Source organism: Enterobacter cloacae complex sp. ECL352, from assembly GCF_020149545.1.
Taxonomy (GTDB): Bacteria; Pseudomonadota; Gammaproteobacteria; order Enterobacterales; family Enterobacteriaceae; genus Enterobacter; species Enterobacter asburiae_B.
Map to the genome: position 1 here is coordinate 3,903,565 of NZ_CP083709.1, position 22,930 is coordinate 3,926,494.

Sequence of the window (22,930 nt, forward strand, 5' to 3'; positions counted from 1 at the left end):
GGGCAACCTTATGAAACTGGAAGCATCGCTCAAACATTTTAGTCCTCAGGGAATGCACATCAGCGATGACGTGAAGGGAACTTCTCCGGACCGCCTTACAGGAACAGATGTAATGGCAGCGATTGGCACCACCAGCAGCCGTGCGCGCTTCGGCCTGGCGGCGTTCTTCGGTAAAGCGGGAATCAGCAAAACGGATGAACAGCTCGCAGTTCAGGCGCTGGCGCGATATGCGATGGATGCCGCACCGAAGAATGTTCGCAAAGCAGCTGGTGGGCAGTTCGGATGGTGCATGCAGATGCTGGCGCAGTTTGCCTTTGCTGATTACTCCCGTTCGGCCGCCACCAGCGCGACGTGTCACAGCTGCAGCGGCAGCGGATTAACCTCTCAGTATGAGGATGTGATCAAATATCCTGGAGTCTTCAACTCTGACGGAATGGAAATCGTACCGCCGAAAATCAAGCACGAACTGGTCAAGCGTAAATGCGCGGCATGTAACGGTAAAGGTGAGCTGCTGGCCCGATGCCGTTGCGGCGGAAAAGGTGAGGTGCTCGACCGCAAAGCCACAAGCGAGCGCGGCGCGCCGGTGTTTAAAACCTGCGAGCGCTGCAGCGGAAACGGATTTTCTGGGGTGCCGTCTACTGCAGCCTATAAAGCGATACTGAAGCGAGTCCCGGATCTGCACGTCAGAACGTGGACCCGTAACTGGAAACCGTTTCTGGAGGGGCTTGTCGACGTCTGCTACAGAGAAGAACAAAAAGCAGACTCGGCGTTTCAGGACGCAACGAGCTTTCGTGATGATGTGAACAAAATTTAGCATATTAGCCACATTAAGCTTGATTTTGTCCGAACTTGTCGTGTATGCTTCAAATCGTAGGTTATTGCGCCTGCACGAAATCAAACCCGCCTCCGAGCGGGTTTTTTTATGCCTAAATTTGGTCGCCGCGAATGAATACATTCATCATTTGTGCATCTGGCCCGTCTCTCAATAAATCAGATTGCGAACTTATCTCCGGATCGGGGCTGCCGGTTATTGCTGTTAACTCCACCTGGCAAGCCGTGCCTGATTGTGAATACATTTACGCGGGTGATCTGCGCTGGTGGGATGCAAACATCGATGTTCTGCCGTCCTCAGCCTCTCGCTGGACCTGTAATTACCAGGCTCATAAACGCTATGGGCTAAATCTGTTTGATACAGATACCCGGTGGGCCTTCAACTCCGGGCAGCGCTCGATTCTGTTTGCTGCCAGCCTGGGGGCGAAAAACATCATCCTGTTAGGGTTTGACTGCTCCATTAATTGCGGCAGTCACTGGCATGGTGATCACGTCGGGCTGGATAACCCTACAGCAGAGAGTGTCACGCGATGGCGCGGGGAGTTTGCCAACACCGCCAGAGCGCTGGCCGGTAAGGTGAATATCATCAACAGTAGCCGCCAGACAGCGCTTAAGTGCTTCCGGCGTCTCGGCCTCAATGAGGCTTTACGCGAGGTGGCATGTTAAACGTTCCTCTATTCATTGAAGGCATGCTGGGCATGGGTGACAACATCTACCAGCGCGCTTTCGTTAAGCAGTTGCCAGCCGGTACTTATATCCGGACCGCCTGGCCCGAACTGTATGAAGATTTGCCCGTTCTGCCCGTTCGCAGTTTTACAACGCTCCGCACGCAGCGCAAAAACGAATACCGGACGCAGGCCGCTTTTCACCTGCCGCCAGATATGCGCCAGACAAAACGGATTTTCTACGGTCCGGATCATCTACGGCGCGGTTCAATATTTGACGCGATGCGCCAGCAGTTTGGCACCGAGCCGTCAGAACTCGACTTGCCCTCTTACGGACCCGCTGAATTTACGTCTGAAAAGCCGATCGCGGTAATTCGTCCGGCTACTGTTCGCAGTGAATGGCGCAGTGACTCCCGTAATCCTGATCCGGATTACCTGTTGCAGGCATCCCGGCTACTGAGAAAGCATTTCTGCGTAATCAGCGTGGCTGACCTGCAGGAGGGGGAGGAGTGGGCCGTCGGCGAACTTCCCGAAGCAGATCTTCGCATGCACTCCGGCCAGCTCAACTTCAAATCGCTGATGCGCCTGATTGAGCATGCCGCCGTGGTGGTTACGCCGGTGGGCTGGGCGCTTCCTGCTTCTATTGCCTATAAAACGCCGGTGTATGTTGTCGCTGGTGGGCGAGGTGGTCACAACGCCCCGGGAATCGTAACCGATCCGGCGATGGACCTTTCTCGTGTTGGCTGGGCAATTCCCGACAATTACTGCCGCTGTGAAGCATGGGATCACCACTGCGACAAGCGGATTTCAAATTTCTCCGATAAATTCGAGGCCTGGCTCCATGAAGTCGTTTTATCAGGAACTGGAAAGCGGGCTGGTATTTTTACCGGAGCTGGGGATCGGACGTTACCCTGTTCCGGCATCACGCCCGTATGACGAGCAGTATTTCGCAAAGTATCAGCAGCTGGCCGACACCGAAACGGGCAGAGCTTTAACGCAATCCCGTATTGAGCTGGTGGAGCGCCATTTTCACGGCCCTGTTCTCGACGTTGGTATCGGTGCCGGTCAGTTCGTTTCTACCCGACCGGGAACGCTTGGGTATGACGTTAATCCGGCTGGTATGGCCTGGCTGAACGAGCGGGGCGCATTCGCTGACCTCTACGCCAGTCAGTGGCGCGCGCTGACGATGTGGGATGTACTGGAGCACATCGACGAGCCGGAGCTGGCGGTACAGCAGGCCAGTGAATATGTGTTCGTGTCGATCCCGATTTTCACTGATGCCGGAGACATTCTCCGCTCCCATCATTTCAGAAAGAACGAGCATATCTGGTATTTCACTGATGAAGGTATCAGGCGCTGGTTTGCAGAGCAGGGCTTCGAATGCGTGGAACACAACAAAATCGAGTGTGAGCTCGGGCGCAAAGATGTTGGTACTTACGCTTTCAGGCGTACTTGAGTTAACCCTCATTTTGCCCGCTTCGGCGGGCTTCTTTTTCAGGCTACGGGAATCATCCTCGACGTGCCTTCTTGTTAAATCGTCCCGAGGGCCTGACCCCTTTTAAACACACAGCCCCCGCTTTTAAGCCGGAGGTTAGAGACTATGAAAATGCATAACGATCCCCACTCCTGGACGGAGTTTATCGAACTACTCCACAGCTGGTGGCGTGGCGAAACGCCGATGGGTGCCGTATTGCTATCGGTTGCCATGGCCGCATTGCGAATCGCTTACGGCGGTGGCGGATGGAAGAAAATGCTCCTTGAGGGGGCGATCTGTGGGGCTCTGACCCTTACTGCTGTGTCAGCCCTTGATTACTTCAATCTCCCACAGTCCCTGTCGATTGCTATCGGTGGCGCGCTCGGATTTGTTGGTGTAGAGCAGGTGAAGGTTATGGCTGCGCGGGTGTTTAATTCTAGGTTTGGAGGCGGCGATGCAAACCAGTGATAAAGGCATTGCCCTGATCAAGCAGTTCGAAGGCTGCGAGCTCACCGCGTACCAGGACAGCGTCGGAGTGTGGACGATCGGATACGGATGGACTCAGGCTGTCGACGGTAAACCGATCCGCGCCGGGATGACGATTAAACAGGAAACGGCAGAGCGCCTGCTGAAAACCGGACTGGTCAGCTACGAAAGTGACGTGTCCCGCCTGGTTAAAGTGGGCCTGACTCAGGGGCAATTCGATGCTCTGGTGTCGTTCACGTACAACCTAGGAGCCCGGTCTTTGTCGACATCGACTCTCCTGCGCAAACTCAACGCCGGTGATTACGCTGGCGCTGCCGATGAGTTCCTGCGCTGGAATAAAGCTGGCGGCAAAGTCCTGAACGGGCTGGCGCGTCGGCGCGAGGCGGAGCGCGCTCTGTTCCTGTCGTGATTGGCTCGCTGGTAAGGCGTTACTGGCTGCAACTGCTGGTGGTGGCGTTAATCAGCGTGCTGGCGTTCTTCGTGAACCACTACCGCGACAACGCCATCACCTACAAAGACCAGCGCGATAAAGCCACGGGGAAGCTCATCCTGGCGAACGCCACCATCAAAGACATGCAGACCCGCCAGCGTGACGCAGCGGCACTGGATGCTAAATACACAAAGGAATTAGCCGATGCGAAATCTCAGCTTGAAGATCTGCAGCGTTGCGTTAGCAATGGCAAGTGTGGGCTGCACGTCAACGCCAGATGTCCCGCGAACGGAACGGCCAGCACCAGCAGCATGGGCGATGCTTCCGTCCCCCGACTTACTGACTCCGCTGAACGGGATTATTTCACCCTCAGAGAGCGAATCGTCACAGTGACGAAGCAGGTCGGTTATCTGCAGGACTACATCAAAGAACAGTGCCTGAAATAACAGCCTCGCAGTAGCGGGGCTTTTTATTGCGCTTCGCATGCGCATTCCAAAGAGAGACTTTCAGTCGTGAGCCTGGGCAAGCCGTTCGCTCTTGGCGGCTCTGCCATGCGACAGGCTCACATCTAAAAGGGTAATTCCATGAAGACCATTAAGCATTGGTGGGTAAAACTCTATCAGCACACTCAGCATCCATCCCTGGCGGCGATATCTTCAAATTGGGTTTCAAAGAAGCTGATCGCGGAAGGTTATTCGAAAGACAAAGTTACTCTTCCTCATCGCGACGGATTTATCGAGCTGCTGACAGACCCATATGGCGATGAGCTAACAACTCTCCGCGCCGATGTCGTCGACAGCATTGTGTGTACGCCGGTTTACGAAGGCGAAGAAGAGGTAAAATCTGATTCTTACACGCTCGAAAATATTAAAAATGCACTTTCAAAAAATACTCATTTGCTGAAGAGCGAATTCTTCACTATTGAGTGCGCTCTCCCGACTCCTGAAGAGCTTGATAAAATCTTTGCTCAGCTCTGCGAAGAGTTTGAGGGGGTTCCCTTGTCCTGTCCTACTTTTTCAACGTTTTTTAATGAAATTGTTGAGCGCACGAAAGGGCTCAATGCCATGAAAATGAATGTGAATCCTGAGTGCATGTTTAGCCAGAATGCGCTGCGCGGGAAAAGCATTAGGCCAAAACACTAACACTCTCGGCATTACAGAAGCCCTTCACTGAGGGGCTTCGATAATGATCTGTGTAACCCCGCAAGGATGGTGATCACATCTTGCTGACGGGTAAGCCGTAAGTGGCTAAGCACTACTGCTTTCGATTGAGAACTGCAACGGCCAGATTGATGCCATTAGGCAGATAGAAGAACAACGAGCCTCGCAGTAGCGGGGATTTCACAATGAGGATGAGAAAGTGGAAAAAGAACAAAGCAATGCACCGCGTTATGACCAGGCCAGTTTTGAAGCAGCAGCAAAGCCGCTGATCCAATGGCTGAACGAAAACGCCAATCCTCACGCATCGGTCATCGTTGATTGCACCAGTGCAGTGCTCTTTACCGGGGAAATTGCAGTCAACACGAAAGAGTTCCTGAAAGACTGAGCAGGCATTACAGGAGCCCTTCACTGAGGGGCTTTGATAATGTTTTTTGAGTGAGGATTGTTCAGCATGGCTTCGATAAAAGAATCCACTGATGCCATTGGACAATCAAAATATTACGTCCACTGGAAGGATGAAAAATCCGGTCATGGACGCCGCCGCATTTTTAAGAATATTGATGATGCCGCACATCTTTTCTGGCAAAAACAGAATATCGAGCTGGATTGTCGAACTGCCAGCTGGACCGGAATAGACCATTCCTGGACTTTCCGAAAATTAATTCTGTTTTATCTGGGGTATCAGGCCGGCAAGCTGGAAAAAAATATCATTCGGTTGTCGTCATATACGAAATGCCGTCACGATCTTCTCGCTGTAGACGGGCCGATACTGGAAAAAAATATTCTCCATATCAGCCATCGCGATATCGTTGATTCGGTTCGCACCGGCTGCCATCGCTGGATTCGTTCGGCTTTCTTCCTGCTGGTGGAAAAGCGGCTCATCACTTTTAACCCTGTTGACCGTCCCGCGCGCCGGAAGCGTCGACCCATCACCATTCCGCCATCATCATCGGTCAGGGAGCTACTGAATAACGCGCCAGTTCGTGAGCGTATCGCGTGCTGGCTCGGGATTTGTGGCCTGCGCATCGGTGAGGCTCTGGCGGTTACTTATAACGACGTGTCAGCCGACTGGATCGACATCCGGGGGCATGTTGTTGACGGCGTTATACATGAGGGGCTGAAAAGAGGAGTGGAGCGCCGGGTACGGATGCCGCGTGAGCTTTTCGCGTTGCTGGATAAAAGTAAACTCGGTACCTCTGAGCCTCTTATCTGCAACCAGTTTACCGGCGCATGCCTCGCTACCAGCTACGGCACTCAGGGCGTTCTCGTCAGAACCCTGAACGACTATGGCATTAAGCGATTCCATCATCTTCGCCACTTTGCTGTATCTCGGCTGGCAAACAAAGGCGTCGATATCCTGAAGGTTTCCCGACTTATTGGGCATTCGAACATCAAAACCACAATGGACGTTTACGGTCACCTGTTCGGTGAAGTGGTGGAGATGGATTTGGACTGAGTTATCCACATAGTGGAAATATTAGGGCGATCCACTATCTCCCCATTCTGCGCGGCCTCCGGGCATCAAATCGCAGTTTTTACGGAAAATGGATAACTCCGCATTTTTTGACGTTTTTACTTCCGCACTTAAACCCAGCAGGCTTGCGGCCCCGGAGCAGATTTTTTCTCAGAATTATTCCGCACGCAAAATGCGGGAAAATAACTTTGAACAAAATATAAACAGCACCCGATTTCAGGTAAGCGTATGGCCCGTAAAAATAGCTTTAAGAAGGCCTACGTCGGTATCGTTATTGATATGGCTCTGGCCCGTAACAAGATCTCAAACCGTATGGTTGCCCAGCGACTGGAAATTGACGAGGCGACTATCCGCAACTGGCGCAAGGAACACGCCGACTTTAATCGTGCCTTTACCGAGGCTCGCGAAGTTCTGATGGAAAAGATTAACAACGTTGCAGGTAAAAGCCTGGACGTTCGGAAGCGAAAGATTGTCACCAAATCCTCGGATGGACTGAAAACAACTGTCGAGGATGTTTTACCAACGCACAATGATGTTGCGGTATTTGCCAAAGCTCTTGGACTCGGCCGCAGTGTTTATGGGGAAGAGGACCGTCAGCGTGATGTGCTTCGTGAGGTGATGAAGCACAAGGTGGATGGTAAATACACCGCGCTGCAGGCGGCGCAGCTGCTTGAGGCTGAGGGGATAAAGGTTCCGGCAACCCTGCTTATGGAGCTTGGAGCGCCGAAAATTTTCGAATCGTTCACCAATATGGACGAGGCAGCCAAAGCCGACGCGGCGAACCTGTCCCCGCATGAGGCCGCAGATATCTACAAAAAACTCATGGGCTGAAAATTGCAAAAACAGGCGTTTCGAACCGAAAAAACGCTATGCACTTTTTGACCCGTTTTATGCACGTTTTATTCATCCCGATTTGACCACTTTTCTGTTCAAAACAGAGGCTTCACCGTGTTTGCGTGATGGGTGCTGTTGCGCCAGTGCGGGTAACGACCATTATGTTAAATCGGGGCGTTTTTGAGGAATTTTTCTGTGCCGATCCCGTTCCCCTTTGACTTCCGCAAACCGGACTATACCGCCGTGTTTGAGTGGAGAATGGAGAGGCTGGAGCGGATCAGGAAAGCGCCTGAAATGCTTCCGGCACTCCGTGAGTTTTACCGCACTAACCCGGCCCAATTCATCATCGACTGGGGCATGACGACAGACCCGCGTAACCTCGATTATGGACTGCCTGCGACCATCCCGTTTTTGCTGTTCCCCCGCCAGGAGGAATGGATTAACTGGATCATGGACAGGCGCGCCAGTCTTGAGCATGGACTGACAGAAAAAAGCCGCGAAATGGGGCTGAGCTGGACCTCTATCGGTCTGGCTTGTTCGCTTTGCCTGTTCAACAAAGAAATGGTGATCGGGTTCGGTTCCCGTAAAGAGGAATATGTCGACAGTACCGGCGACCCGAAAGCACTTTTCTGGAAAGCGCGTAAGTTTGTCGAGCTACTGCCGGTAGAGTTTCGCGGTTCATGGAGTGACAAAAAACATGCTCCTTACATGCGCGTGGAGTTCCCGGAAACGGGCGCGGTCATTAAGGGAGAGGCTGGCGATAACATTGGCCGTGGTGACCGTACCACACTTTATTTCGTGGATGAGTCGGCATTCCTCAAACGACCATTACTCATCGATGCTGCGCTCTCTCAGACGACCCGCTGCCGTATAGACCTCTCATCCGTCAATGGCATGAATAACCCGTTTGCCCGTAAGCGCCACAGCGGAAATATCCCGGTGTTTACGTTCCACTGGCGAGATGACCCGCGCAAGGATGAAGAGTGGTATCGCAGGGAGTGCGAGAAAATCGACAATCCGGTGGTGGTGGCGCAGGAACTTGACCTGAACTACAGCGCATCTGCGGAAGGCGTCCTGATCCCGTCCGACTGGGTACAGGCTGCCGTCGACGCGCATATCAAACTTGGTATTCAGCCAACGGGCAAGCGACTGGGCGCGATGGACGTCGCCGACGAAGGCCGGGACAAAAATGCCTTTTCGACCCGTCACGGCTTCCTTCTGGAGAACGTGCGTGAATGGTCCGGCGTTGGCAGCGACATTTACCAGTCTGTTGAGAAGGTCTTCGGCTTTTGCGAACAGGACAACCTCGAAGAGTTTCGCTTCGACGAGGACGGCCTGGGTGCTGGCGTTCGCGGCGATGCGCGCGCCATCAACGAACTGCGTTACGCAGCGCGCCGACCGTCAATACTCGCCACACCGTTTCGTGGTAGCGGCGCGGTATTTGATCCGGACGATGAAGCGGTGCGCGGGGACAACGGACAGGCCGCACGCCTGAACAAGGACTTCTTCGCCAACGCCAAGGCCCAGAGCTGGTGGTGGCTACGCAAGCTTTTCCAGAACACCTATCGCGCCGTGGTTGAGGGCATGGCCTACAACCCGGACGAAATCATCTCAATCAGCAGCGCCATGGCGAGCAAAGACAAACTCATCATTGAGCTGTCGCAGCCGACCTACTCCATTAATGGCGTGGGGAAAATCGTTGTTGATAAACAGCCTGATGGCACCAAGTCGCCGAACCTCGCCGACTCGGTGATGATCAGCTACGCGCCAATGAATTCAGCCCTGAACATCTGGGAGCTGCTAGGGAGACAGGCCTGATGGCACGAAACAAGCAATCCTCTCAGCGAACGGCACAGGCCACCGCTGACGGCTACGAGAACTTCGTCGCCCGCGTTGGGATGCAGACGCCTAACCAGCATTCAGCATCGACCTACCGGGCGAACTTCACCAGCCGCAACCGCATGCTGGTGGAATGGTCATATCGCGGTTCGTGGGTTATCGGTGAAGCGGTCGACGCTATCCCGGACGATATGACCCGAAAGGGCATTCGCATCACTTCGGAGATTGACGCCAAAGACCGTGGCACCCTCGAAGCGCAACTGGATGAGTTGCAGATCTGGGATGCGCTGAACGACGTGCTGAAATGGTCGCGCCTCTACGGCGGCGCGGTCGGCTTCATCATGATCGAGGGGCAAGCACCAATGACCCCGCTGCGACTCGAAACCATTGGCGAGGGCAAGTTTAAGGGCATTCTCCCGCTCGACCGCTGGATGATTAACCCGGTGCTGACACGCCGCATTAAAGAGATGGGGCCGGACCTCGGCAAGCCTGAGTTTTACGACGTGGTGACCACCGCAACGGGCATTCCGGCCTGGCGCATCCATCACAGCCGCCTGATCCGCTTTGATGGCGTCACGCTGCCATTCCAGCAGAAGATGACCGAAAACGAATGGGGAATGTCGGTTGTAGAGCGTATCTGGGATCGGCTTACTGCGTTCGATAGCGCTACTGTCGGCGCGGCGCAGCTGGTCTATAAAGCGCATCTGCGTACCTATAGCGTGGAGAAGTTGCGCGAGCTTATCGCGCTTGGAGGCCCGGCGTTCGAAGCGTTGCTGAAGAACATCGACCTGATCCGCCAGTTCCAGAGCAATGAAGGTATGACGCTCATGGACTCGCGGGATAAGTTCGAAACCCACCAGTACAGCTTTAGTGGTCTGGATGACATTCTTTCGCAGTTTGCTGAGCAGATCAGCGGTGCCGTTGGTATCCCGCTGGTACGCCTGTTCGGTCAATCCCCGAAAGGCTTCTCTACTGGTGATGCAGACCTCGCCAACTATTACGACCGGGTGAGCTCATTGCAGGAGCGCCGCTTACGGCTGCCGATGCGCCGGATACTGGACATTATGCACCGCTCGGAACTCGGAAAGCCGCTGCCGGACGATTTCACGTTTGAGTTTAACCCGCTATGGCAAATGTCAGACGTTGACCGATCAACGGTGGCCGTAAACACCACCAACGCGATCAGTACCGCGCTGGGCGACGGATTGATGACGCGTAAGGCGGCGATGACCGACCTGCGCGAAAACTCTGACGTCACCGGCATCGGGGCATCCATTACCGACGAGGATATCGAGAATGCCGAAGACGAAGCGCCGCCAGGCATCGGCGAACTTGGCGACAAACCGCCAGAGCCGCCAGGCGGAGATCCGATATCGAACGAGCCTACGGCAGATAGCGCGGGCGGTCGGGGATATCGTAAATGGTCGCTACGATGGTTCAAACGATAGTGTCACCGAAATAATGGATGCGCTGGAGCGCTACAGCGAAATCATCACTCCCTGGGCGACTAAGGTAGCTGAGAACTTCACCGCAGACATAGCGCGCCAGAATGAAAAGCAGTGGCGTCAGCACAGCCGGAACATCAGCTCAGAGCTGCGCAACATGGTTGACCGCGCCCCGGTAGGCCAGGTGATGAAATCCATCGTTGCCGAGCAAATTAAGTACATCAAATCGCTGCCTCTTGAGGCTGCCGATCGGGTGTATGACATTCAGAACAAGGCCATCGAGGCAGTTGTGACTGGTGGCCGCGCTGAGCCATTCGCGAAAGAGATAGCTGCGTCAGGTGACGTGTCACGCTCACGAGCGAACCTTATCGCCCGTACCGAGCTTGGACGCGCAACCGGCGCGCTCGATCAGGCGCGTGCGCTGTCAATCGGTTCGAATGGTTATATATGGCGTACAGCCGAAGATGGCGACGTCCGGCATTCTCATCGGGAGATGGAGGGTAAGTTTGTCGAATGGGGCCGACCTCCAACGCTTGACGGCATGACCGGTCACGCTGGCGAGCTGCCGAACTGCCGCTGTTACAAAGAAATCGTCTTCCCCAACCCTCATTCTTATCTCGCCTGAATCGCAGGTAAACCATGAAATATTTTTTCAATACCCGGCTGGGGGAAACCCGCTATCAGCTGGCTGACGGCTCGCTGCTGTGCAAAGACGTGCCGATAGGTCGAACGGGTAAGCAGCTATACGGCGCTGCCGATCTGCCAAACCTCAAACCCGACAAGCTCGGTGAGATAGTCGTAACGCGCTCTCCTGAGCAGGTATTCCATCCGGCCACGCTCGCCTCATTCGAAGGGATGAGCATCACGATCCTGCATCCTGAAGATGAAAACGGGAATGTGCGGCTGGTAAATCCCGAGAACTGGAAAGAGCTTGCTGTCGGGCATCTTCAGAACGTGCGGCGCGGGACTGGTGACCAGTCTGATTTGATGCTGGCAGACCTTATCGTCAAAGACGAAAGCGCCATTCAGCTTATCGAAGATGGTCTGCGCGAAGTGTCGTGCGGCTATGACGCGGAGTACGAGCAGACCGAGCCAGGTAAAGCCGAGCAGGTCGATATTACCGGAAACCATGTGGCTCTTGTCCCTAAAGGCAGAGCCGGAAATCGTTGTGCAATTGGAGACAGAGACACAATGGCAAATCAAAAGAAAAGCTGGTGGACCCGCATGCGCACGGCCATCAAAACGGGTGACGCTGACACCATGAACGAACTGCTGGACTCTGCGCCAGCGGCGGTAACGGGTGACGAAGGGGATCTGCCGAGCGGCGTTAACCTCAACATTAACCTTTCACCGCAGCAACCATTGCCGGACAAAAAGCCGGAAATGGGCGGAGAGCCAACCGGCGACGGCGAGGACGATATCAAAACCTTGCTCAAAGCCCTGCTGGCTAAGCTCGAAGGAACTGCGACGGGCGATAACGACAATAAGCCTGACGAAAAAGACAAAAAAGATCCGACCGGCGACGGCGAGGACGACGAAGAGGAAACCACGATTACCGGTGACTCTGCCTATCGTGCCGAGGTTATCGTCCCGGGTATCGATCTGAGCCGTAAGGTGAAACCGACCGCGTTCAAACGTGATGTGCTGGCTGCCGCTGACAAAACACTGGTTCGCCAGGTTGTCGGTGATGCGGATATCCGCAAATTGCCCAAGCAATCGGTAGATATGGCGTTTAACGCCGTGTCAGAGATTGCCAAAGGGCGAAACACCCGCAGCACCACGGGCGATGCACAACGTCCAAATATGGGCATGACCAGCATCGCTTCCCTGAACAAACAAAACGCCGACTTCTGGTCTAACCGCAAAGGATAATCCAATGACTGCATATCTGTACCGGATGCCTGTTGGCATTGCCGGGGCTATCTCTCGCCCGCAGGACTTAACCGTCGAACCGGTGATCCTTAAATCCGCTAACGCCTTCGCTGCCTATGGTCTGGCTGGCAAATATGACGCTGACGGCTTTTTCGTGCCGCTGGCGGACGGTGACACCGCCGACAAGGTGAAGGGGATCTACGTTCGTCCGTATCCGACCACATCGCAGCCAGACATGGTTCGCCAGGTGGGGACGGATAAGAACTTCCCGGGTGACGCCATGAAGCGTGGCTACATGACCATTAATCTCGGTTCTGATTTTGATGCCAGCACCATCAAAAAAGGCGACCCGGTATACGTTGTCGTCTCCACTGATGAATCCATCAAAGTGCCGCTGGGCGGCTTCATGTCCACGTCCGTCAGTGGCAAAAACGTGGCGCTGACCAACGCCGAATTCACAGGGGCCGGTGACGCTAACGGCAATGCAGAAATCTCCTGGAAGATTTAAGGAACAGACGAATGATTACTTTTGATCAGGCAACCGTTGATAGCTCTGGTGCCTTTCTCATCGGGGAGCTGGAGCGACTCGACCAGACGCTGAACCTGCCGCTGGTGGGTTACACCTGGACCCGCGATATTCAGCTGCGTGAAGACGTTTCTATCGCAGATGACATTTCCAGCTGGACTAACACCAGTTTTGGCGCTGCTGGTACTGGCGCAAATCCGAACGGTAAAAACTGGGTAGGCAAAGACTCCACCGCTATTGCTGGCGTGAACGTGGATATCAGCAAAGACGGCAATCCACTGAACCTCTGGGGTATGGAACTGGGCTGGACCGTTGTAGAGCTGGCAGCTGCTCAGCAGGTAGGCCGCCCGATTGATACCCAGAAGTACGACGGGATGCAGCTCAAATGGCAGATGGACAACGACGAGCAGGTTTACATCGGTGATGACGCACTCGGCCTGAAAGGTCTGGCAAACCTCGTCGGTGTGACGCTGAACAACGCGCCGAAGACCTGGGCGAACTCAACCAACGACGAGATCCTCGATAGCGTGAACAGCATTCTGTCTAATGCCTGGGCAGCATCCGGTTATTCCATCGTGCCTTCTGATCTGCGCATTCCGCCAGAGCAGTATTCACTGCTGGCGAGCCGTAAGGTTTCCGAAGCGGGTAACCAGTCACTGCTGACCTATCTGGCTGTGAACACTATCGCTTTCCACCAGAACGGCGTTCCGCTTGAAATCAAAGCGGTCAAATGGCTGAAAGGGCGTGGGGTTGGCGGTAAAGACCGTATGATCGCCTACACCAACGACAAGAAATACGTGCGCTATCCGCTGGTGCCGTTGCAGAGCGTTCCTGTCCAGTATCGCGGTCTGTATCAGATTGCGACCTACTACGGCAAGCTCGGTGCGGTTGAGCCAGTGTACAAAGAAACCCTGTCCTACGTGGACGGTATCTGATAACCAGAACGGCCCCGAAAGGGGCCAGAAGGGAACTGAAAATGGCGAAAGAAAAGCTGGTTACCATCCATGTTCACACCCCGTTTACGCTGACGCTCGGCGATCAGTCAAAAAGGGAGTTTGGCCGGGGACGGCATAACGTACCGGAAGAGGTCGCGTCGCACTGGTTCACCCAGGCGCACTCCGAGCTTTCCGAAAGCGTGATTAGCGACACCGATGATCTGCAACCCATTATCGACAGCCTGCAAGCTCAGATTGCCGACAAAGATAAGCAGATTATCGATAAAGATCAGTTGATTGCCGATCTGCGAGAAGCGCTGCTCAAGCTGCAAGAGCAGAACGACAGCCTGCAAGCGCAGATTGCTGCCGCCCAGACTGGCGGTAATGGGGCGAAAGATGCCAAAGAATCAAAGCCTGCCAACAGTAAGTGATTTTCGGCGCGACTTTCCACAGTTTGCTGACCCTGCCAAATATCCCGAAGCACAAATCCAGTTTCGTCTGAATCTGGCTGATGTGCTGCTGAGCGAAAACGTCACCGGCAAAGAGTTGTTTCCGTACTTTGTCGAGTTGTTCGTGGCTCACTACATGACGCTCTGGGCGGCAGATAGCCGGGCAATGCTCGTCGGCGGCCCGGGTGGCTCAACCAATGGTGTTCAGTCCTCCAAGTCCGTTGACAAGGTAAGCGTCAGCTATGACACCAGCGCGACGCTAAACCCTGACGCAGGCTTCTGGAATAACACCCGATATGGCGCTGAATTTTATCAGCTGATCACGATGTTCGGTGCGGGAGGTCGCCAGCTATGAGTTTCAAAAGTGGTGTAACAACGAGGGTTGATAACGCTCAGGCCATTCTGGATGCGCTCCGGTCGCTAACCAAAAAGGATGTGCTGGTGGGCATCCCGGAAGAAGACAGCGAGCGTGAGGATGTTCCGTTTGGTAATGCCGGGATCGGTTACGTCAACGAATACGGCTCACCAGCGCAAAACATACCCCCACGCCCGCACCTGATCCCCGGCGTTAAATCCGTAGAGGAACAGACGGTGCCGCAGCTCAAAGCAGCGGCGCAGGCTGCGCTTGATGGAAATGCGGCGGGTGCGGAAAGAGCGCTTAACCGCGCCGGAACGCTGGCCGCGAATGGCGTCAGGCGTTACATGACCATTACCGGCTTTACACCGCTTGCTGATAGCACCGTTGAAGCACGCGCGCGTCGAGGGCGCAAAGGGGCGAAAGCTGAGTTAGCACGCAGATCGGCAGACGGAAAGCTTAATGCTATCAACCCAGATTCTGGTCAATTGATAAGCAATGAGAATGTAAGGCCGTTGATTGATACCGGACAGTACCGCAGAGCCATTACCCATATTGTGAGGGATAAAGATGCCGAATCTTGATGTGACGGACGTACTTTTTGACCCCGATTTTTGCGACTTCAACCTGTGGGTAACGCGTCGCGCGCAAACGGTGGACGAGGACGGGATCGGCAGCGACAGCGAAGTTAAAACGCAGTTTGCCGGAGTTGTTACCGTTGACCGCTCTCTCGAAAACCGACGTATGCAGTCCGGCCAGGTTATCAGTGGCGCGATTCTCATCGTGACAACTGAGCGGCTGACGCAGGGGCAGACTGGCCGTGACGCCGATATCGTGACGTACCAGAACCGTGATTATCGTGTGACATTCGTTGACCCGTACACGGCTTACGGTGCTGGCTTCGTCCAGGCACATTGCGAATTACTGCCGTTTGATGGGGGAACTCCCGTTGAGCAATAACACCAGCACAGAGCGCGGCTGGCTGACACCCACCAGCGGCGATCCGGATTATGACGAAGCGCTAGACAGGCTGTTAAGCCAGTGGATGCGCAATGTTTCCGGCTTGCCGTCTGGAATGGTTCGTCCGCGCTGGCAGAAAAATCAGCCGCCACTGCCACCCGTTGAAACGAACTGGTGCGCGTTTGGCGTTACCGGGTTGCTCATTGATAACAACCCTGCATTCACCAATCAGACCGACGAGGGCGCTCAGCTCTGGCGGCATGAAACGTTCGAGTGCATGGCGTCGTTCTATGGCCCGGCTGGTATGTCTTATGCGTCCCGTTTTCGCGATGGCATATCTGTGCCGCAAAACAATGCTGAGCTGAACGCGCTTGGTTTGTCTCTGGGCGACTATACCGGTCTGACCCCTTTCCCCGAACTTATCAACCAGCAATGGGTTCGCCGCTACGACATGACGGTGCGCCTGCGCCGGAAGGTTGTGCGCGAGTACGGTATTAAATCGCTGGTGGAAGCGCCAGTCACCTTTTTTGGAGAATAAACTATGACGCAGGGCTTACCTGTATCCAACGTTGTAAACGTTGATGTGATCATCTCGCCGAAAGCGGCTACTGGTCGTAACTTCGGCGCGCTGCTGATCCTCGGTTCTTCCACTGTCATTCCAGTGCAGGAACGCGTCCGCCTTTATGCGTCCGTTGAGGACATTGGCGAGGACTTCGGAGTCGACAGCCCGGAATATGAAGCGGCGCAGGTTTTCTTCAGCCAGTCGCCGAAGCCGACGCAGGTTTATGTTGGCCGCTGGGCGAAGACGCTGACCTCTTCCGAAGGTGGAAGCGTGGAAACCATCGTGCAAGCTGTTAATGCCTGCCTGCAGTATACCAACTGGTATGGGCTGGTTGTCGCTGATGATGTTGCTGATGGCGATGATGTGCTTGATGCTGACGACGTGATTGAGGTTGCTAAACTCATCGAAGCGTCCAGCCTGAGCCGCATTTTCGGGGTAACGTCAGCCGACGCTGAGATCATCAGCACGACTTCGACGACCGATGTTGCGTCTAAATTAAAGGCCGGTAAGTATTCCCGTACCTTTATTCAATATTCCACCAGCAGCCCTTATGCGGCGGTTTCAGCTTTCGGTCGCGCGTTTACTGTCAATTTCAACGGCAGCAATACCACCATTACCCTGAAATTCAAACAGGAACCGAGCGTAACCTACGAAACGTTGACGGTAGGCCAGGCGGCTGCGGTGGATACGAAGAATGCGAACGTGTTCGTGTACTACGCCAACGACACGGCGATCCTGCAACAGGGTGTCATGGCGAACGGTGACTTCTTCGACGAGCGCCACGGGCTCGACTGGTTGCAGAACTACGTTCAGACCAACCTCTATAACCTGCTTTACACCAGCACCACCAAAATTCCGCAGACTGATGCCGGTGTGACCCGTCTGCTTTCCAACGTTGAACAGTCTATGGATCAGTCCGTCACGAACGGTCTGGTAGCGGCTGGCGTATGGAACGGTGGCCCGATTGGGCAGCTGGATTCCGGCGACACGCTGACAAAAGGCTATTACGTCTACGCGCAGCCGATTTCCGAGCAGGCGCAGGCAGACCGTGAAGCACGTAAGGCACCGGTTATTCAGGTGGCCTGTAAGCTGGCGGGTGCGGTTCATTTCGCTGATGTGCAGATCAACGTCGTTCGCTAAGGAGAACATGAATGGCTACTTATTCTTTTATGGACGTCACGGCGTCCCTCTCCGGCCCGACCGGCGAGATTGATCTGGGCTACGGTTCCGCCAGTTCAGAGGAGGGGATCACCGTTGCAATGGGCGGCCCCAAAAATACCATGACCATCGGCGCTGATGGCGAAGTGATGCACAGCCTGCACGCGGACAAAAGCGGCACGGTAACCGTCAACCTGTTGAAGACCTCGCCGACAAACAAAAAGTTGTCGCTGGCGTACAACGCGCAGAGTCAGTCCTCAGGTACCTGGGGAAACAACGTCATTGTGATCCGAAACAAGGTGAGCGGAGACATCATCACGGCGCGCAGCGTGGCGTTCCAGAAACAGCCGGATAACGCCAACGCTAAAGCCGGTAATACGATGCCCTGGGTGTTTGACTGCGGCAAAATCGATCAGGTTCTCGGAGAGTTTTAACAGATGGAATGCTCAATCAAAGGCCACGATTACCGCGTGGCAAAACTCAGCGTTTTTGACCAGCTGAAAGTGACCCGCAAACTGCTGCCGGTGCTGGCGGGCATGATGTCAGATTTCGGGAGCATTCGCTCCCTTCTGCCTGCTGATGGCAAAATCGACAACGTGAAATTCGATAAACTACAACCGGTGTTTGAAACCCTGCTGCCGTGTATCGCTGAAAAACTGTCTTCCCTGACCGAAGAAGACACCAACGCGATTATTCATCCGTGCCTGGCCGTTGTATCACGCAAGCACATGGACAGATGGACGCCGGTATTCAACAGCGGTCAGCTGATGTTCGATGATATCGACCTGCTGACCATGCTGCAGCTGGTGGCGCGGGTGGTCGCCGATTCACTGGGAAATTTTTTGCCCGTGAGCCCTACCAGCGCGACGCCGGGCCAGCCTCAGGGTTAACCCTCAACAGCCTGCCTGACGGGCTGTCTTATCTCCTTGACCCGGTTGACGCCGGGTTAATCCCTTATTACGCGCTGAAGGATGGATCAGTCGATCTGTGCGATATCGCGCTGATGAATGACCACCTGGCCGTTAAGGCAGACAACCAGCGCCGTATTGAGAAATGGAGAGAGGATAATGAACGCTGAGACTATTAAAGATTTCCTCGTCTCGCTCGGTTTTGATATCGATGAAGCAGGCGCGTCAAAGTTCGACTCTGTTCTCGCCGGTACGACCGCAAACGCCATCAAAATGGGGCTGGCCGTCGAAGGTGCCGCGCTTACCGTGGTGGCCTTCACGGCTAAGATCGCCTCGGGGCTGGATAATCTCTACTGGGCGTCACAGCGCACCGGCGCGACGGTTCAGGGGATTCAGTCTATTGGCTATGCGGTTTCGCAGGTGGGCGGCAGCGTTGACGCGGCGCGAACCTCTCTGGAAAGCCTCTCCCGGTTTGTTCGTAACAATCCCGGCGCGGAAGGCTTCCTGAATCGCCTGGGCGTACAGACCCGTGACGCCAGCGGCAACATGCGCGACATGGCCGCTATCTTTACGGGTGTCGGCCAGAAGCTCAGCAGCATGCCGTATTACCGGGCTAACCAGTATGCGCAGATGCTGGGCATTGACGAAAATACCCTGATGGCAATGCGCCGGGGTGTGGGCGGTTTCTCCGGGCAGTACAGCGCAATGGCGAAAGCTATCGGCTTCAATGCTGACGAGGCGGCCAGAAGCTCCAACAAATTCATGACCTCCCTGCGCGAGTTCGGCGCGATGGCAGGCATGGCCCGTGACAAAATCGGCTCTAATCTTGCTGGTGGCCTGGCGGGTTCGCTGGACACGCTGCGCCGCCACATCCTGGATAACTTCCCGCGCATCGAGCAAACCCTGACGAAAGCCATAAAAGGCATTCTGGCGCTCGGGGACATTATCGGACGGCTATTCTTCCGGCTTATTGAGGGGACATCCAGCCTTATCAACTGGTGGCAATCGCTGGATAAGCAAACGCGGGAGCTGATCTCGTTGTTCGGCGCGCTGACGATTGCGCTGCGCATTCTGAACAGTACGTTCTGGATGTCGCCGATTGGCCTCATTACCGCGCTGGCGGCGGGGATTGCCCTCCTGTGGGAGGACTATCAGACCTGGAAGGAGGGCGGTGACAGCCTTATCGACTGGGGCAAGTGGAAACCGGAAGTCGACGCCGCTCTGAAGATGGTTCGTGACCTTAAAACGACCGTTAACGACCTGGCGAAAGCGCTGGCGAAGCTGCTCAATATTGACCCCAAATCATGGTCCCTGAAGTGGGATTTCAGCAACTTCATCGACCAGATGGGCGAGTTCAGCAAAATGCTGAATATGATCGCCGACCTGCTCAACGCCATTAAAGATGGCCGCTGGGCTGATGCCGCCAGCATCGGCAAACAGATGCTTAATCAGGGCAGCGAAAATCCGTCAGCGATGCCGATGGTTACTGACAGCGCCAACGGTACCGCCGACTGGATTAAAGAGCACTGGGGATTCGATCCTCGCAGCGTGGGCCGAACGGTGCGCGGCTGGTTTGGTGATGATGAACCTGAACAGCTCGGCCAGTCAGTCAAGCGGCCACAGCCAACCAAAGCAGGCTCTGAACTGCTGGGATGGATGCAGCCGATGCTTACCAACCTGGAACAGCTCTACCGGCTTCCGGAAGGTTTGCTGCGCAGTGTGGCCATCACGGAATCGGGCGGTAATCAGTTCGCCGTTTCAGGCGCTGGAGCTAAAGGTCTGTTTCAGTTTATGGACGGCACGGCGCGCGACATGGGGCTGCGCGGGAATGATGTTTTCGACCCGGAGAAGGCCGCGCAGGCAGCCGCAAAGTATCTCTCACAGCTGCTGCAGGCGAACGGCGGTGACCTGAGCAAGGCGCTGGCCTCTTATAACTGGGGGATCGGGAACGTGCAGAAGCACGGGATGGCCCTTATGCCTCAGGAAACCCGCAACTACATTCCGAAGGTGTTAAGCAACATGCCCGCGCCCGGTGCTCAGGTACAGCAACAGAACACCTATCACATCTACGGTGGTGGTGACCCGCGTTCTGTCGGTACCGAGGTCGAGCGTCGGCAGCAGTCGGCAAACGCCCAGGTTATGCGTGGCAATCAAACGAAGGTGGGCTAATGGATATTCTCTCTACGCTCTTTCAGCAGCAGAGCCGAAAAATAGGGATGATTGTCCCCAGCGTGGTTGTTTCTGAGAAGCATACCGACACGCTGGAGATCACAGAGCACCCTGTCGAGGTCGGGGCCGCTATTGCTGACCATGCCTACAAAAAACCGTCTGAAGTGGTGATGGAGGTCGGTTTTGCTGGTGGCGGTTCGTTGCTGGATTTTGCCAGTAACCTGACGGCTACCAGCCTGCTCGGTCTGAGTCCCCAGCAGACGTATCAGGAGATACTCGACCTGCAGGCGAGCCGTATTCCTTTCGATGTGGTGACCGGCAAACGGCTGTACAGCAACATGCTGATCCGCGCGCTGGAAGTGACGACAGACAAGACAACCGAAAACGTCCTGTCTGCCGTCCTCACCCTGAGGGAGGTTCTTATCTCGCAGACGCAGCAGATTACTGTCGCGGATAAAACCAACATGAAGGACGGGGCCAGCACGTCGGCGGTACTGAATACCGGCAACAAAACCACAAAGCCGCCAAATACCTCGCTGCTGAAAAGCATCACGGGTAACGCGGCGTCATTACTGGGGCTCGGCTAATGGCAATTCAGGAAATCCCGCTGACAGCGGATAACCAGCAATTCAGCATCATCCTGGCGGGGACCACCTGGCGGATTAGTATCACCTGGCGCGATCTGTACTGGATTATGGACCTGCAGAACGACAGAGGGGAGCCGGTGATCTCCGGTATTCCTCTCGTCACCGGCGCTGACCTGCTGGCGCAGTACGCCTATATGGGGCTCGGATTTAAGCTGGTGGTGGTCTGTGACGACAGCACACAGGATTACCCGACGAAAACCGACCTGGGCGGCCGCAGTCATTTACTGGTATCAACGGAGTAAACATGTCACAGAACTGGATGAGACATTTCGAGCTGCAGCTCGTGGACGAGAACGGGCAGGGTATTGAGCTCAGCGATTTTAAAGTGACCTTTACGATCGACTGGTTCAACATCAGCAGCGCGTCGCGGGTGGGTACGTTCAAAATCTACAACCTGTCAGCTGATACGGTGAACCGCATCACCGGGCAGGAGTTTTCGAAAGTGCGGCTGATTGCCGGTTACGACGGTATCGCGCCGGAGGTGTCGGCAAGCGACGTCGGGACCGTGCGCGAAGTCGACGCGGCGGACGTGGGCCAGAGTGATGGCCGGAACTACGGTCTGATTTTCAGCGGCGAAATTCGCTACTCGGTCACCGGTAAAGACAGCCCTATTGATTCCTACGTCCTGATTCAGGCAGCCGATACGGATCTGGCTTTTGCCACCAGCATAACCTCGCAGACGCTGGCAGCCGGTTACACGGTCGCAGACGTGAACCGAGCGCTGATGAAAGACTTCGAGGCCAAAGGCGCGACCGAAGGCCTGACGCCTGAAATGCCTGCTACCGTATTCCCCCGTGGCCGGGTGCTGTTTGGCATGACACGGCATCTTATGGATAACGTGGCCGGACAATGTGGGGCAACATGGCAATTCGTTGACGGCCAGCGGCAGATGGTGGCGAATAACGAATATGTTCACGATGCGATTGTGCTCAACAGCGCCACCGGGCTTATCGGTATGCCACAGCAGACCATCGGCAACGGCGTAAACGTCCGCGCGCTGATTAACCCGAACATCCGGGTTAACGGGCTCATTCAACTGGATCAGGCTTCCGTGTATCGCACCGCGCTGTCGAACAACGATATCGCTATGGCTGGTGGGCAGATCACCGACCAGAACACGGACGGAAATATCACGCTCAGCGGCACCACGGCGCAGCCTGCCAGCATCGCAACGGATGGCGTTTATATTGTGCGCGGGATTATGTACACTGGCGACACAAGGGGCCAAGCGTGGTATATGGATATGATGTGCGAAGCGCGTGGCGCGGCGGATCTCCGTTCGGCGTCGTCTTTACAGCGGGAGGTAGGATAGTGAAAAAGTGGATTGTTATCGGACTCTGTTTCCTTCCGGGGTTAGCGTTTGCCGCAAATCCAGGCGGCATCACGCTTCAGTGTGGTGGTTATAAATTAGAGTTGATCCCTGATTCACTGTTCAGGATTAATGGTGAGACAGTTACCTCCCAGAAAATTAAAACGCTGGGCAACGGAAACGGAATGAAGGCAGACATGGGCCTCATGCCAGCCAAAGACGGTAACAATTACGGTTTCGAGTTTATTCGCCGTCCGGGTACCGAAACGCGTTTCCTGAACGTCCAGCTGCTGCAGAACAGCATGGACGCGCCGAAAATCATCGGATCTTTCCCGTGTAAAAAGGTTGTGGGGTAGTCTATCAACCCCCTTGAACTAACTGAGTTTATCTTGATGAGCTAAAGTAAGTTTACCTTATGCCGATAAGATTGATGATTGACTAA

General features: G+C 54.9%; 31 protein-coding genes. All 31 read left to right on the forward strand.

Features of this window, described 5'->3' with window-relative positions; translation table 11 throughout:
• Positions 1-10 precede the first annotated feature (10 nt).
• Positions 11-814, forward strand: a complete 804-nt coding sequence (locus LBF07_RS18890; protein ID WP_206462038.1) for an antitermination protein — start codon at positions 11-13, stop codon at positions 812-814.
• 131 nt (positions 815-945) lie between these two features.
• Positions 946-1,497: a hypothetical protein gene (locus LBF07_RS18895; RefSeq protein WP_206462039.1), complete on the forward strand. Its 552-nt coding sequence runs from the start codon at positions 946-948 to the stop codon at positions 1,495-1,497.
• Complete coding sequence (locus LBF07_RS18900) at positions 1,491-2,432, forward strand: hypothetical protein (protein WP_206462040.1); 942 nt, start codon at positions 1,491-1,493, stop codon at positions 2,430-2,432. Before LBF07_RS18895 ends, LBF07_RS18900 begins: the two co-directional genes overlap by 7 nt.
• Positions 2,338-2,952, forward strand: coding sequence for a methyltransferase domain-containing protein (locus LBF07_RS18905; protein WP_206462041.1), 615 nt, complete (start codon positions 2,338-2,340; stop codon positions 2,950-2,952). Before LBF07_RS18900 ends, LBF07_RS18905 begins: the two co-directional genes overlap by 95 nt.
• A 144-nt stretch (positions 2,953-3,096) precedes the next feature.
• Positions 3,097-3,438, forward strand: coding sequence for a phage holin, lambda family (locus tag LBF07_RS18910; RefSeq protein WP_172703114.1), 342 nt, complete (start codon positions 3,097-3,099; stop codon positions 3,436-3,438).
• Entirely contained in the window at positions 3,425-3,865 is a 441-nt protein-coding gene (locus LBF07_RS18915) for a lysozyme (protein WP_206462042.1), read from the forward strand. Before LBF07_RS18910 ends, LBF07_RS18915 begins: the two co-directional genes overlap by 14 nt.
• Entirely contained in the window at positions 3,862-4,332 is a 471-nt protein-coding gene (locus LBF07_RS24620; RefSeq protein ID WP_206462043.1) for a lysis protein, read from the forward strand. Before LBF07_RS18915 ends, LBF07_RS24620 begins: the two co-directional genes overlap by 4 nt.
• 138 nt (positions 4,333-4,470) lie before the next feature.
• A complete protein-coding gene (locus LBF07_RS18925; protein ID WP_206462044.1) occupies positions 4,471-5,028 on the forward strand; it encodes a hypothetical protein in 558 nt (185 codons plus the stop codon).
• A gap of 217 nt (positions 5,029-5,245) precedes the next feature.
• The gene (locus LBF07_RS18930; RefSeq protein ID WP_094934640.1) at positions 5,246-5,431 is read left to right on the forward strand and encodes a hypothetical protein; all 186 of its coding nucleotides are present in this window, start codon (positions 5,246-5,248) and stop codon (positions 5,429-5,431) included.
• A 66-nt stretch (positions 5,432-5,497) separates the two neighbouring features.
• Positions 5,498-6,502: a tyrosine-type recombinase/integrase gene (locus tag LBF07_RS18935; RefSeq protein ID WP_135942603.1), complete on the forward strand. Its 1,005-nt coding sequence runs from the start codon at positions 5,498-5,500 to the stop codon at positions 6,500-6,502.
• A 246-nt stretch (positions 6,503-6,748) separates the two neighbouring features.
• On the forward strand, positions 6,749-7,351 hold the full coding sequence (locus LBF07_RS18940; RefSeq protein WP_165556467.1) for a hypothetical protein: 603 nt from the start codon (positions 6,749-6,751) through the stop codon (positions 7,349-7,351).
• Between the two features lie 198 nt (positions 7,352-7,549).
• Positions 7,550-9,172: a TerL protein gene (locus tag LBF07_RS18945; protein ID WP_206462045.1), complete on the forward strand. Its 1,623-nt coding sequence runs from the start codon at positions 7,550-7,552 to the stop codon at positions 9,170-9,172.
• Positions 9,172-10,641, forward strand: coding sequence for a DUF1073 domain-containing protein (locus LBF07_RS18950; RefSeq protein WP_001567575.1), 1,470 nt, complete (start codon positions 9,172-9,174; stop codon positions 10,639-10,641). Before LBF07_RS18945 ends, LBF07_RS18950 begins: the two co-directional genes overlap by 1 nt.
• Before the next feature lie 13 nt (positions 10,642-10,654).
• Positions 10,655-11,263 (forward strand): phage minor head protein, encoded by a 609-nt coding sequence (locus LBF07_RS18955; RefSeq protein ID WP_066018920.1) that lies wholly within the window; start codon positions 10,655-10,657, stop codon positions 11,261-11,263.
• 14 nt (positions 11,264-11,277) lie between these two features.
• A complete protein-coding gene (locus LBF07_RS18960; protein WP_000873161.1) occupies positions 11,278-12,510 on the forward strand; it encodes a DUF2213 domain-containing protein in 1,233 nt (410 codons plus the stop codon).
• A gap of 4 nt (positions 12,511-12,514) precedes the next feature.
• On the forward strand, positions 12,515-13,018 hold the full coding sequence (locus tag LBF07_RS18965; protein ID WP_206462046.1) for a hypothetical protein: 504 nt from the start codon (positions 12,515-12,517) through the stop codon (positions 13,016-13,018).
• Positions 13,019-13,029: 11 nt separating this feature from the next.
• On the forward strand, positions 13,030-13,971 hold the full coding sequence (locus LBF07_RS18970; protein WP_001515079.1) for a DUF2184 domain-containing protein: 942 nt from the start codon (positions 13,030-13,032) through the stop codon (positions 13,969-13,971).
• A 41-nt stretch (positions 13,972-14,012) separates the two neighbouring features.
• Entirely contained in the window at positions 14,013-14,402 is a 390-nt protein-coding gene (locus LBF07_RS18975; protein ID WP_001040703.1) for a hypothetical protein, read from the forward strand.
• Positions 14,368-14,775 (forward strand): DUF4054 domain-containing protein, encoded by a 408-nt coding sequence (locus tag LBF07_RS18980; protein ID WP_001125674.1) that lies wholly within the window; start codon positions 14,368-14,370, stop codon positions 14,773-14,775. Before LBF07_RS18975 ends, LBF07_RS18980 begins: the two co-directional genes overlap by 35 nt.
• Positions 14,772-15,359, forward strand: coding sequence for a hypothetical protein (locus LBF07_RS18985; protein ID WP_032177174.1), 588 nt, complete (start codon positions 14,772-14,774; stop codon positions 15,357-15,359). Before LBF07_RS18980 ends, LBF07_RS18985 begins: the two co-directional genes overlap by 4 nt.
• On the forward strand, positions 15,346-15,735 hold the full coding sequence (locus tag LBF07_RS18990; RefSeq protein ID WP_016239880.1) for a hypothetical protein: 390 nt from the start codon (positions 15,346-15,348) through the stop codon (positions 15,733-15,735). The genes LBF07_RS18985 and LBF07_RS18990 overlap by 14 nt, the downstream gene beginning before the upstream one ends.
• On the forward strand, positions 15,710-16,273 hold the full coding sequence (locus tag LBF07_RS18995) for a hypothetical protein (protein WP_032238369.1): 564 nt from the start codon (positions 15,710-15,712) through the stop codon (positions 16,271-16,273). The genes LBF07_RS18990 and LBF07_RS18995 overlap by 26 nt, the downstream gene beginning before the upstream one ends.
• A gap of 3 nt (positions 16,274-16,276) precedes the next feature.
• A complete protein-coding gene (locus LBF07_RS19000) occupies positions 16,277-17,437 on the forward strand; it encodes a DUF3383 family protein (RefSeq protein ID WP_096149942.1) in 1,161 nt (386 codons plus the stop codon).
• Positions 17,438-17,448: 11 nt separating this feature from the next.
• Positions 17,449-17,889, forward strand: a complete 441-nt coding sequence (locus LBF07_RS19005) for a DUF3277 family protein (protein ID WP_000257260.1) — start codon at positions 17,449-17,451, stop codon at positions 17,887-17,889.
• 3 nt (positions 17,890-17,892) lie between these two features.
• Positions 17,893-18,345 carry a phage tail assembly chaperone gene (locus LBF07_RS19010; RefSeq protein WP_096149941.1) on the forward strand — a complete coding sequence of 151 codons (453 nt, stop codon included), beginning with the start codon at positions 17,893-17,895 and terminating at the stop codon, positions 18,343-18,345.
• A gap of 23 nt (positions 18,346-18,368) precedes the next feature.
• Positions 18,369-18,533: a hypothetical protein gene (locus LBF07_RS19015; protein ID WP_023229521.1), complete on the forward strand. Its 165-nt coding sequence runs from the start codon at positions 18,369-18,371 to the stop codon at positions 18,531-18,533.
• On the forward strand, positions 18,523-20,532 hold the full coding sequence (locus tag LBF07_RS19020; protein WP_096149940.1) for a transglycosylase SLT domain-containing protein: 2,010 nt from the start codon (positions 18,523-18,525) through the stop codon (positions 20,530-20,532). Before LBF07_RS19015 ends, LBF07_RS19020 begins: the two co-directional genes overlap by 11 nt.
• The gene (locus LBF07_RS19025; RefSeq protein WP_016247449.1) at positions 20,532-21,119 is read left to right on the forward strand and encodes a phage baseplate protein; all 588 of its coding nucleotides are present in this window, start codon (positions 20,532-20,534) and stop codon (positions 21,117-21,119) included. The genes LBF07_RS19020 and LBF07_RS19025 overlap by 1 nt, the downstream gene beginning before the upstream one ends.
• Positions 21,119-21,421, forward strand: a complete 303-nt coding sequence (locus LBF07_RS19030) for a hypothetical protein (RefSeq protein WP_032666013.1) — start codon at positions 21,119-21,121, stop codon at positions 21,419-21,421. Before LBF07_RS19025 ends, LBF07_RS19030 begins: the two co-directional genes overlap by 1 nt.
• A gap of 2 nt (positions 21,422-21,423) precedes the next feature.
• Complete coding sequence (locus LBF07_RS19035; protein WP_048030025.1) at positions 21,424-22,491, forward strand: hypothetical protein; 1,068 nt, start codon at positions 21,424-21,426, stop codon at positions 22,489-22,491.
• The gene (locus LBF07_RS19040) at positions 22,491-22,844 is read left to right on the forward strand and encodes a hypothetical protein (RefSeq protein WP_087450042.1); all 354 of its coding nucleotides are present in this window, start codon (positions 22,491-22,493) and stop codon (positions 22,842-22,844) included. The genes LBF07_RS19035 and LBF07_RS19040 overlap by 1 nt, the downstream gene beginning before the upstream one ends.
• Positions 22,845-22,930: the final 86 nt, after the last annotated feature.

What these genes read in the sequence shown, in the direction of transcription:
- LBF07_RS18890 (WP_206462038.1), top strand. Translation starts at nt 11, where the DNA reads ATGAAACTGGAAGCATCGCTCAAACATTTTAGTCCTCAGGGAATGCAC.
- LBF07_RS18895 (WP_206462039.1), top strand. Translation starts at nt 946, where the DNA reads ATGAATACATTCATCATTTGTGCATCTGGCCCGTCTCTCAATAAATCA.
- LBF07_RS18900 (WP_206462040.1), top strand. Translation starts at nt 1,491, where the DNA reads ATGTTAAACGTTCCTCTATTCATTGAAGGCATGCTGGGCATGGGTGAC.
- LBF07_RS18905 (WP_206462041.1), top strand. Translation starts at nt 2,338, where the DNA reads ATGAAGTCGTTTTATCAGGAACTGGAAAGCGGGCTGGTATTTTTACCG.
- LBF07_RS18910 (WP_172703114.1), top strand. Translation starts at nt 3,097, where the DNA reads ATGAAAATGCATAACGATCCCCACTCCTGGACGGAGTTTATCGAACTA.
- LBF07_RS18915 (WP_206462042.1), top strand. Translation starts at nt 3,425, where the DNA reads ATGCAAACCAGTGATAAAGGCATTGCCCTGATCAAGCAGTTCGAAGGC.
- LBF07_RS18925 (WP_206462044.1), top strand. Translation starts at nt 4,471, where the DNA reads ATGAAGACCATTAAGCATTGGTGGGTAAAACTCTATCAGCACACTCAG.
- LBF07_RS18935 (WP_135942603.1), top strand. Translation starts at nt 5,498, where the DNA reads ATGGCTTCGATAAAAGAATCCACTGATGCCATTGGACAATCAAAATAT.
- LBF07_RS18940 (WP_165556467.1), top strand. Translation starts at nt 6,749, where the DNA reads ATGGCCCGTAAAAATAGCTTTAAGAAGGCCTACGTCGGTATCGTTATT.
- LBF07_RS18950 (WP_001567575.1), top strand. Translation starts at nt 9,172, where the DNA reads ATGGCACGAAACAAGCAATCCTCTCAGCGAACGGCACAGGCCACCGCT.
- LBF07_RS18955 (WP_066018920.1), top strand. Translation starts at nt 10,655, where the DNA reads ATGGATGCGCTGGAGCGCTACAGCGAAATCATCACTCCCTGGGCGACT.
- LBF07_RS18960 (WP_000873161.1), top strand. Translation starts at nt 11,278, where the DNA reads ATGAAATATTTTTTCAATACCCGGCTGGGGGAAACCCGCTATCAGCTG.
- LBF07_RS18965 (WP_206462046.1), top strand. Translation starts at nt 12,515, where the DNA reads ATGACTGCATATCTGTACCGGATGCCTGTTGGCATTGCCGGGGCTATC.
- LBF07_RS18970 (WP_001515079.1), top strand. Translation starts at nt 13,030, where the DNA reads ATGATTACTTTTGATCAGGCAACCGTTGATAGCTCTGGTGCCTTTCTC.
- LBF07_RS18975 (WP_001040703.1), top strand. Translation starts at nt 14,013, where the DNA reads ATGGCGAAAGAAAAGCTGGTTACCATCCATGTTCACACCCCGTTTACG.
- LBF07_RS18980 (WP_001125674.1), top strand. Translation starts at nt 14,368, where the DNA reads ATGCCAAAGAATCAAAGCCTGCCAACAGTAAGTGATTTTCGGCGCGAC.
- LBF07_RS18985 (WP_032177174.1), top strand. Translation starts at nt 14,772, where the DNA reads ATGAGTTTCAAAAGTGGTGTAACAACGAGGGTTGATAACGCTCAGGCC.
- LBF07_RS18990 (WP_016239880.1), top strand. Translation starts at nt 15,346, where the DNA reads ATGCCGAATCTTGATGTGACGGACGTACTTTTTGACCCCGATTTTTGC.
- LBF07_RS18995 (WP_032238369.1), top strand. Translation starts at nt 15,710, where the DNA reads ATGGGGGAACTCCCGTTGAGCAATAACACCAGCACAGAGCGCGGCTGG.
- LBF07_RS19000 (WP_096149942.1), top strand. Translation starts at nt 16,277, where the DNA reads ATGACGCAGGGCTTACCTGTATCCAACGTTGTAAACGTTGATGTGATC.
- LBF07_RS19005 (WP_000257260.1), top strand. Translation starts at nt 17,449, where the DNA reads ATGGCTACTTATTCTTTTATGGACGTCACGGCGTCCCTCTCCGGCCCG.
- LBF07_RS19010 (WP_096149941.1), top strand. Translation starts at nt 17,893, where the DNA reads ATGGAATGCTCAATCAAAGGCCACGATTACCGCGTGGCAAAACTCAGC.
- LBF07_RS19020 (WP_096149940.1), top strand. Translation starts at nt 18,523, where the DNA reads ATGAACGCTGAGACTATTAAAGATTTCCTCGTCTCGCTCGGTTTTGAT.
- LBF07_RS19025 (WP_016247449.1), top strand. Translation starts at nt 20,532, where the DNA reads ATGGATATTCTCTCTACGCTCTTTCAGCAGCAGAGCCGAAAAATAGGG.
- LBF07_RS19030 (WP_032666013.1), top strand. Translation starts at nt 21,119, where the DNA reads ATGGCAATTCAGGAAATCCCGCTGACAGCGGATAACCAGCAATTCAGC.
- LBF07_RS19035 (WP_048030025.1), top strand. Translation starts at nt 21,424, where the DNA reads ATGTCACAGAACTGGATGAGACATTTCGAGCTGCAGCTCGTGGACGAG.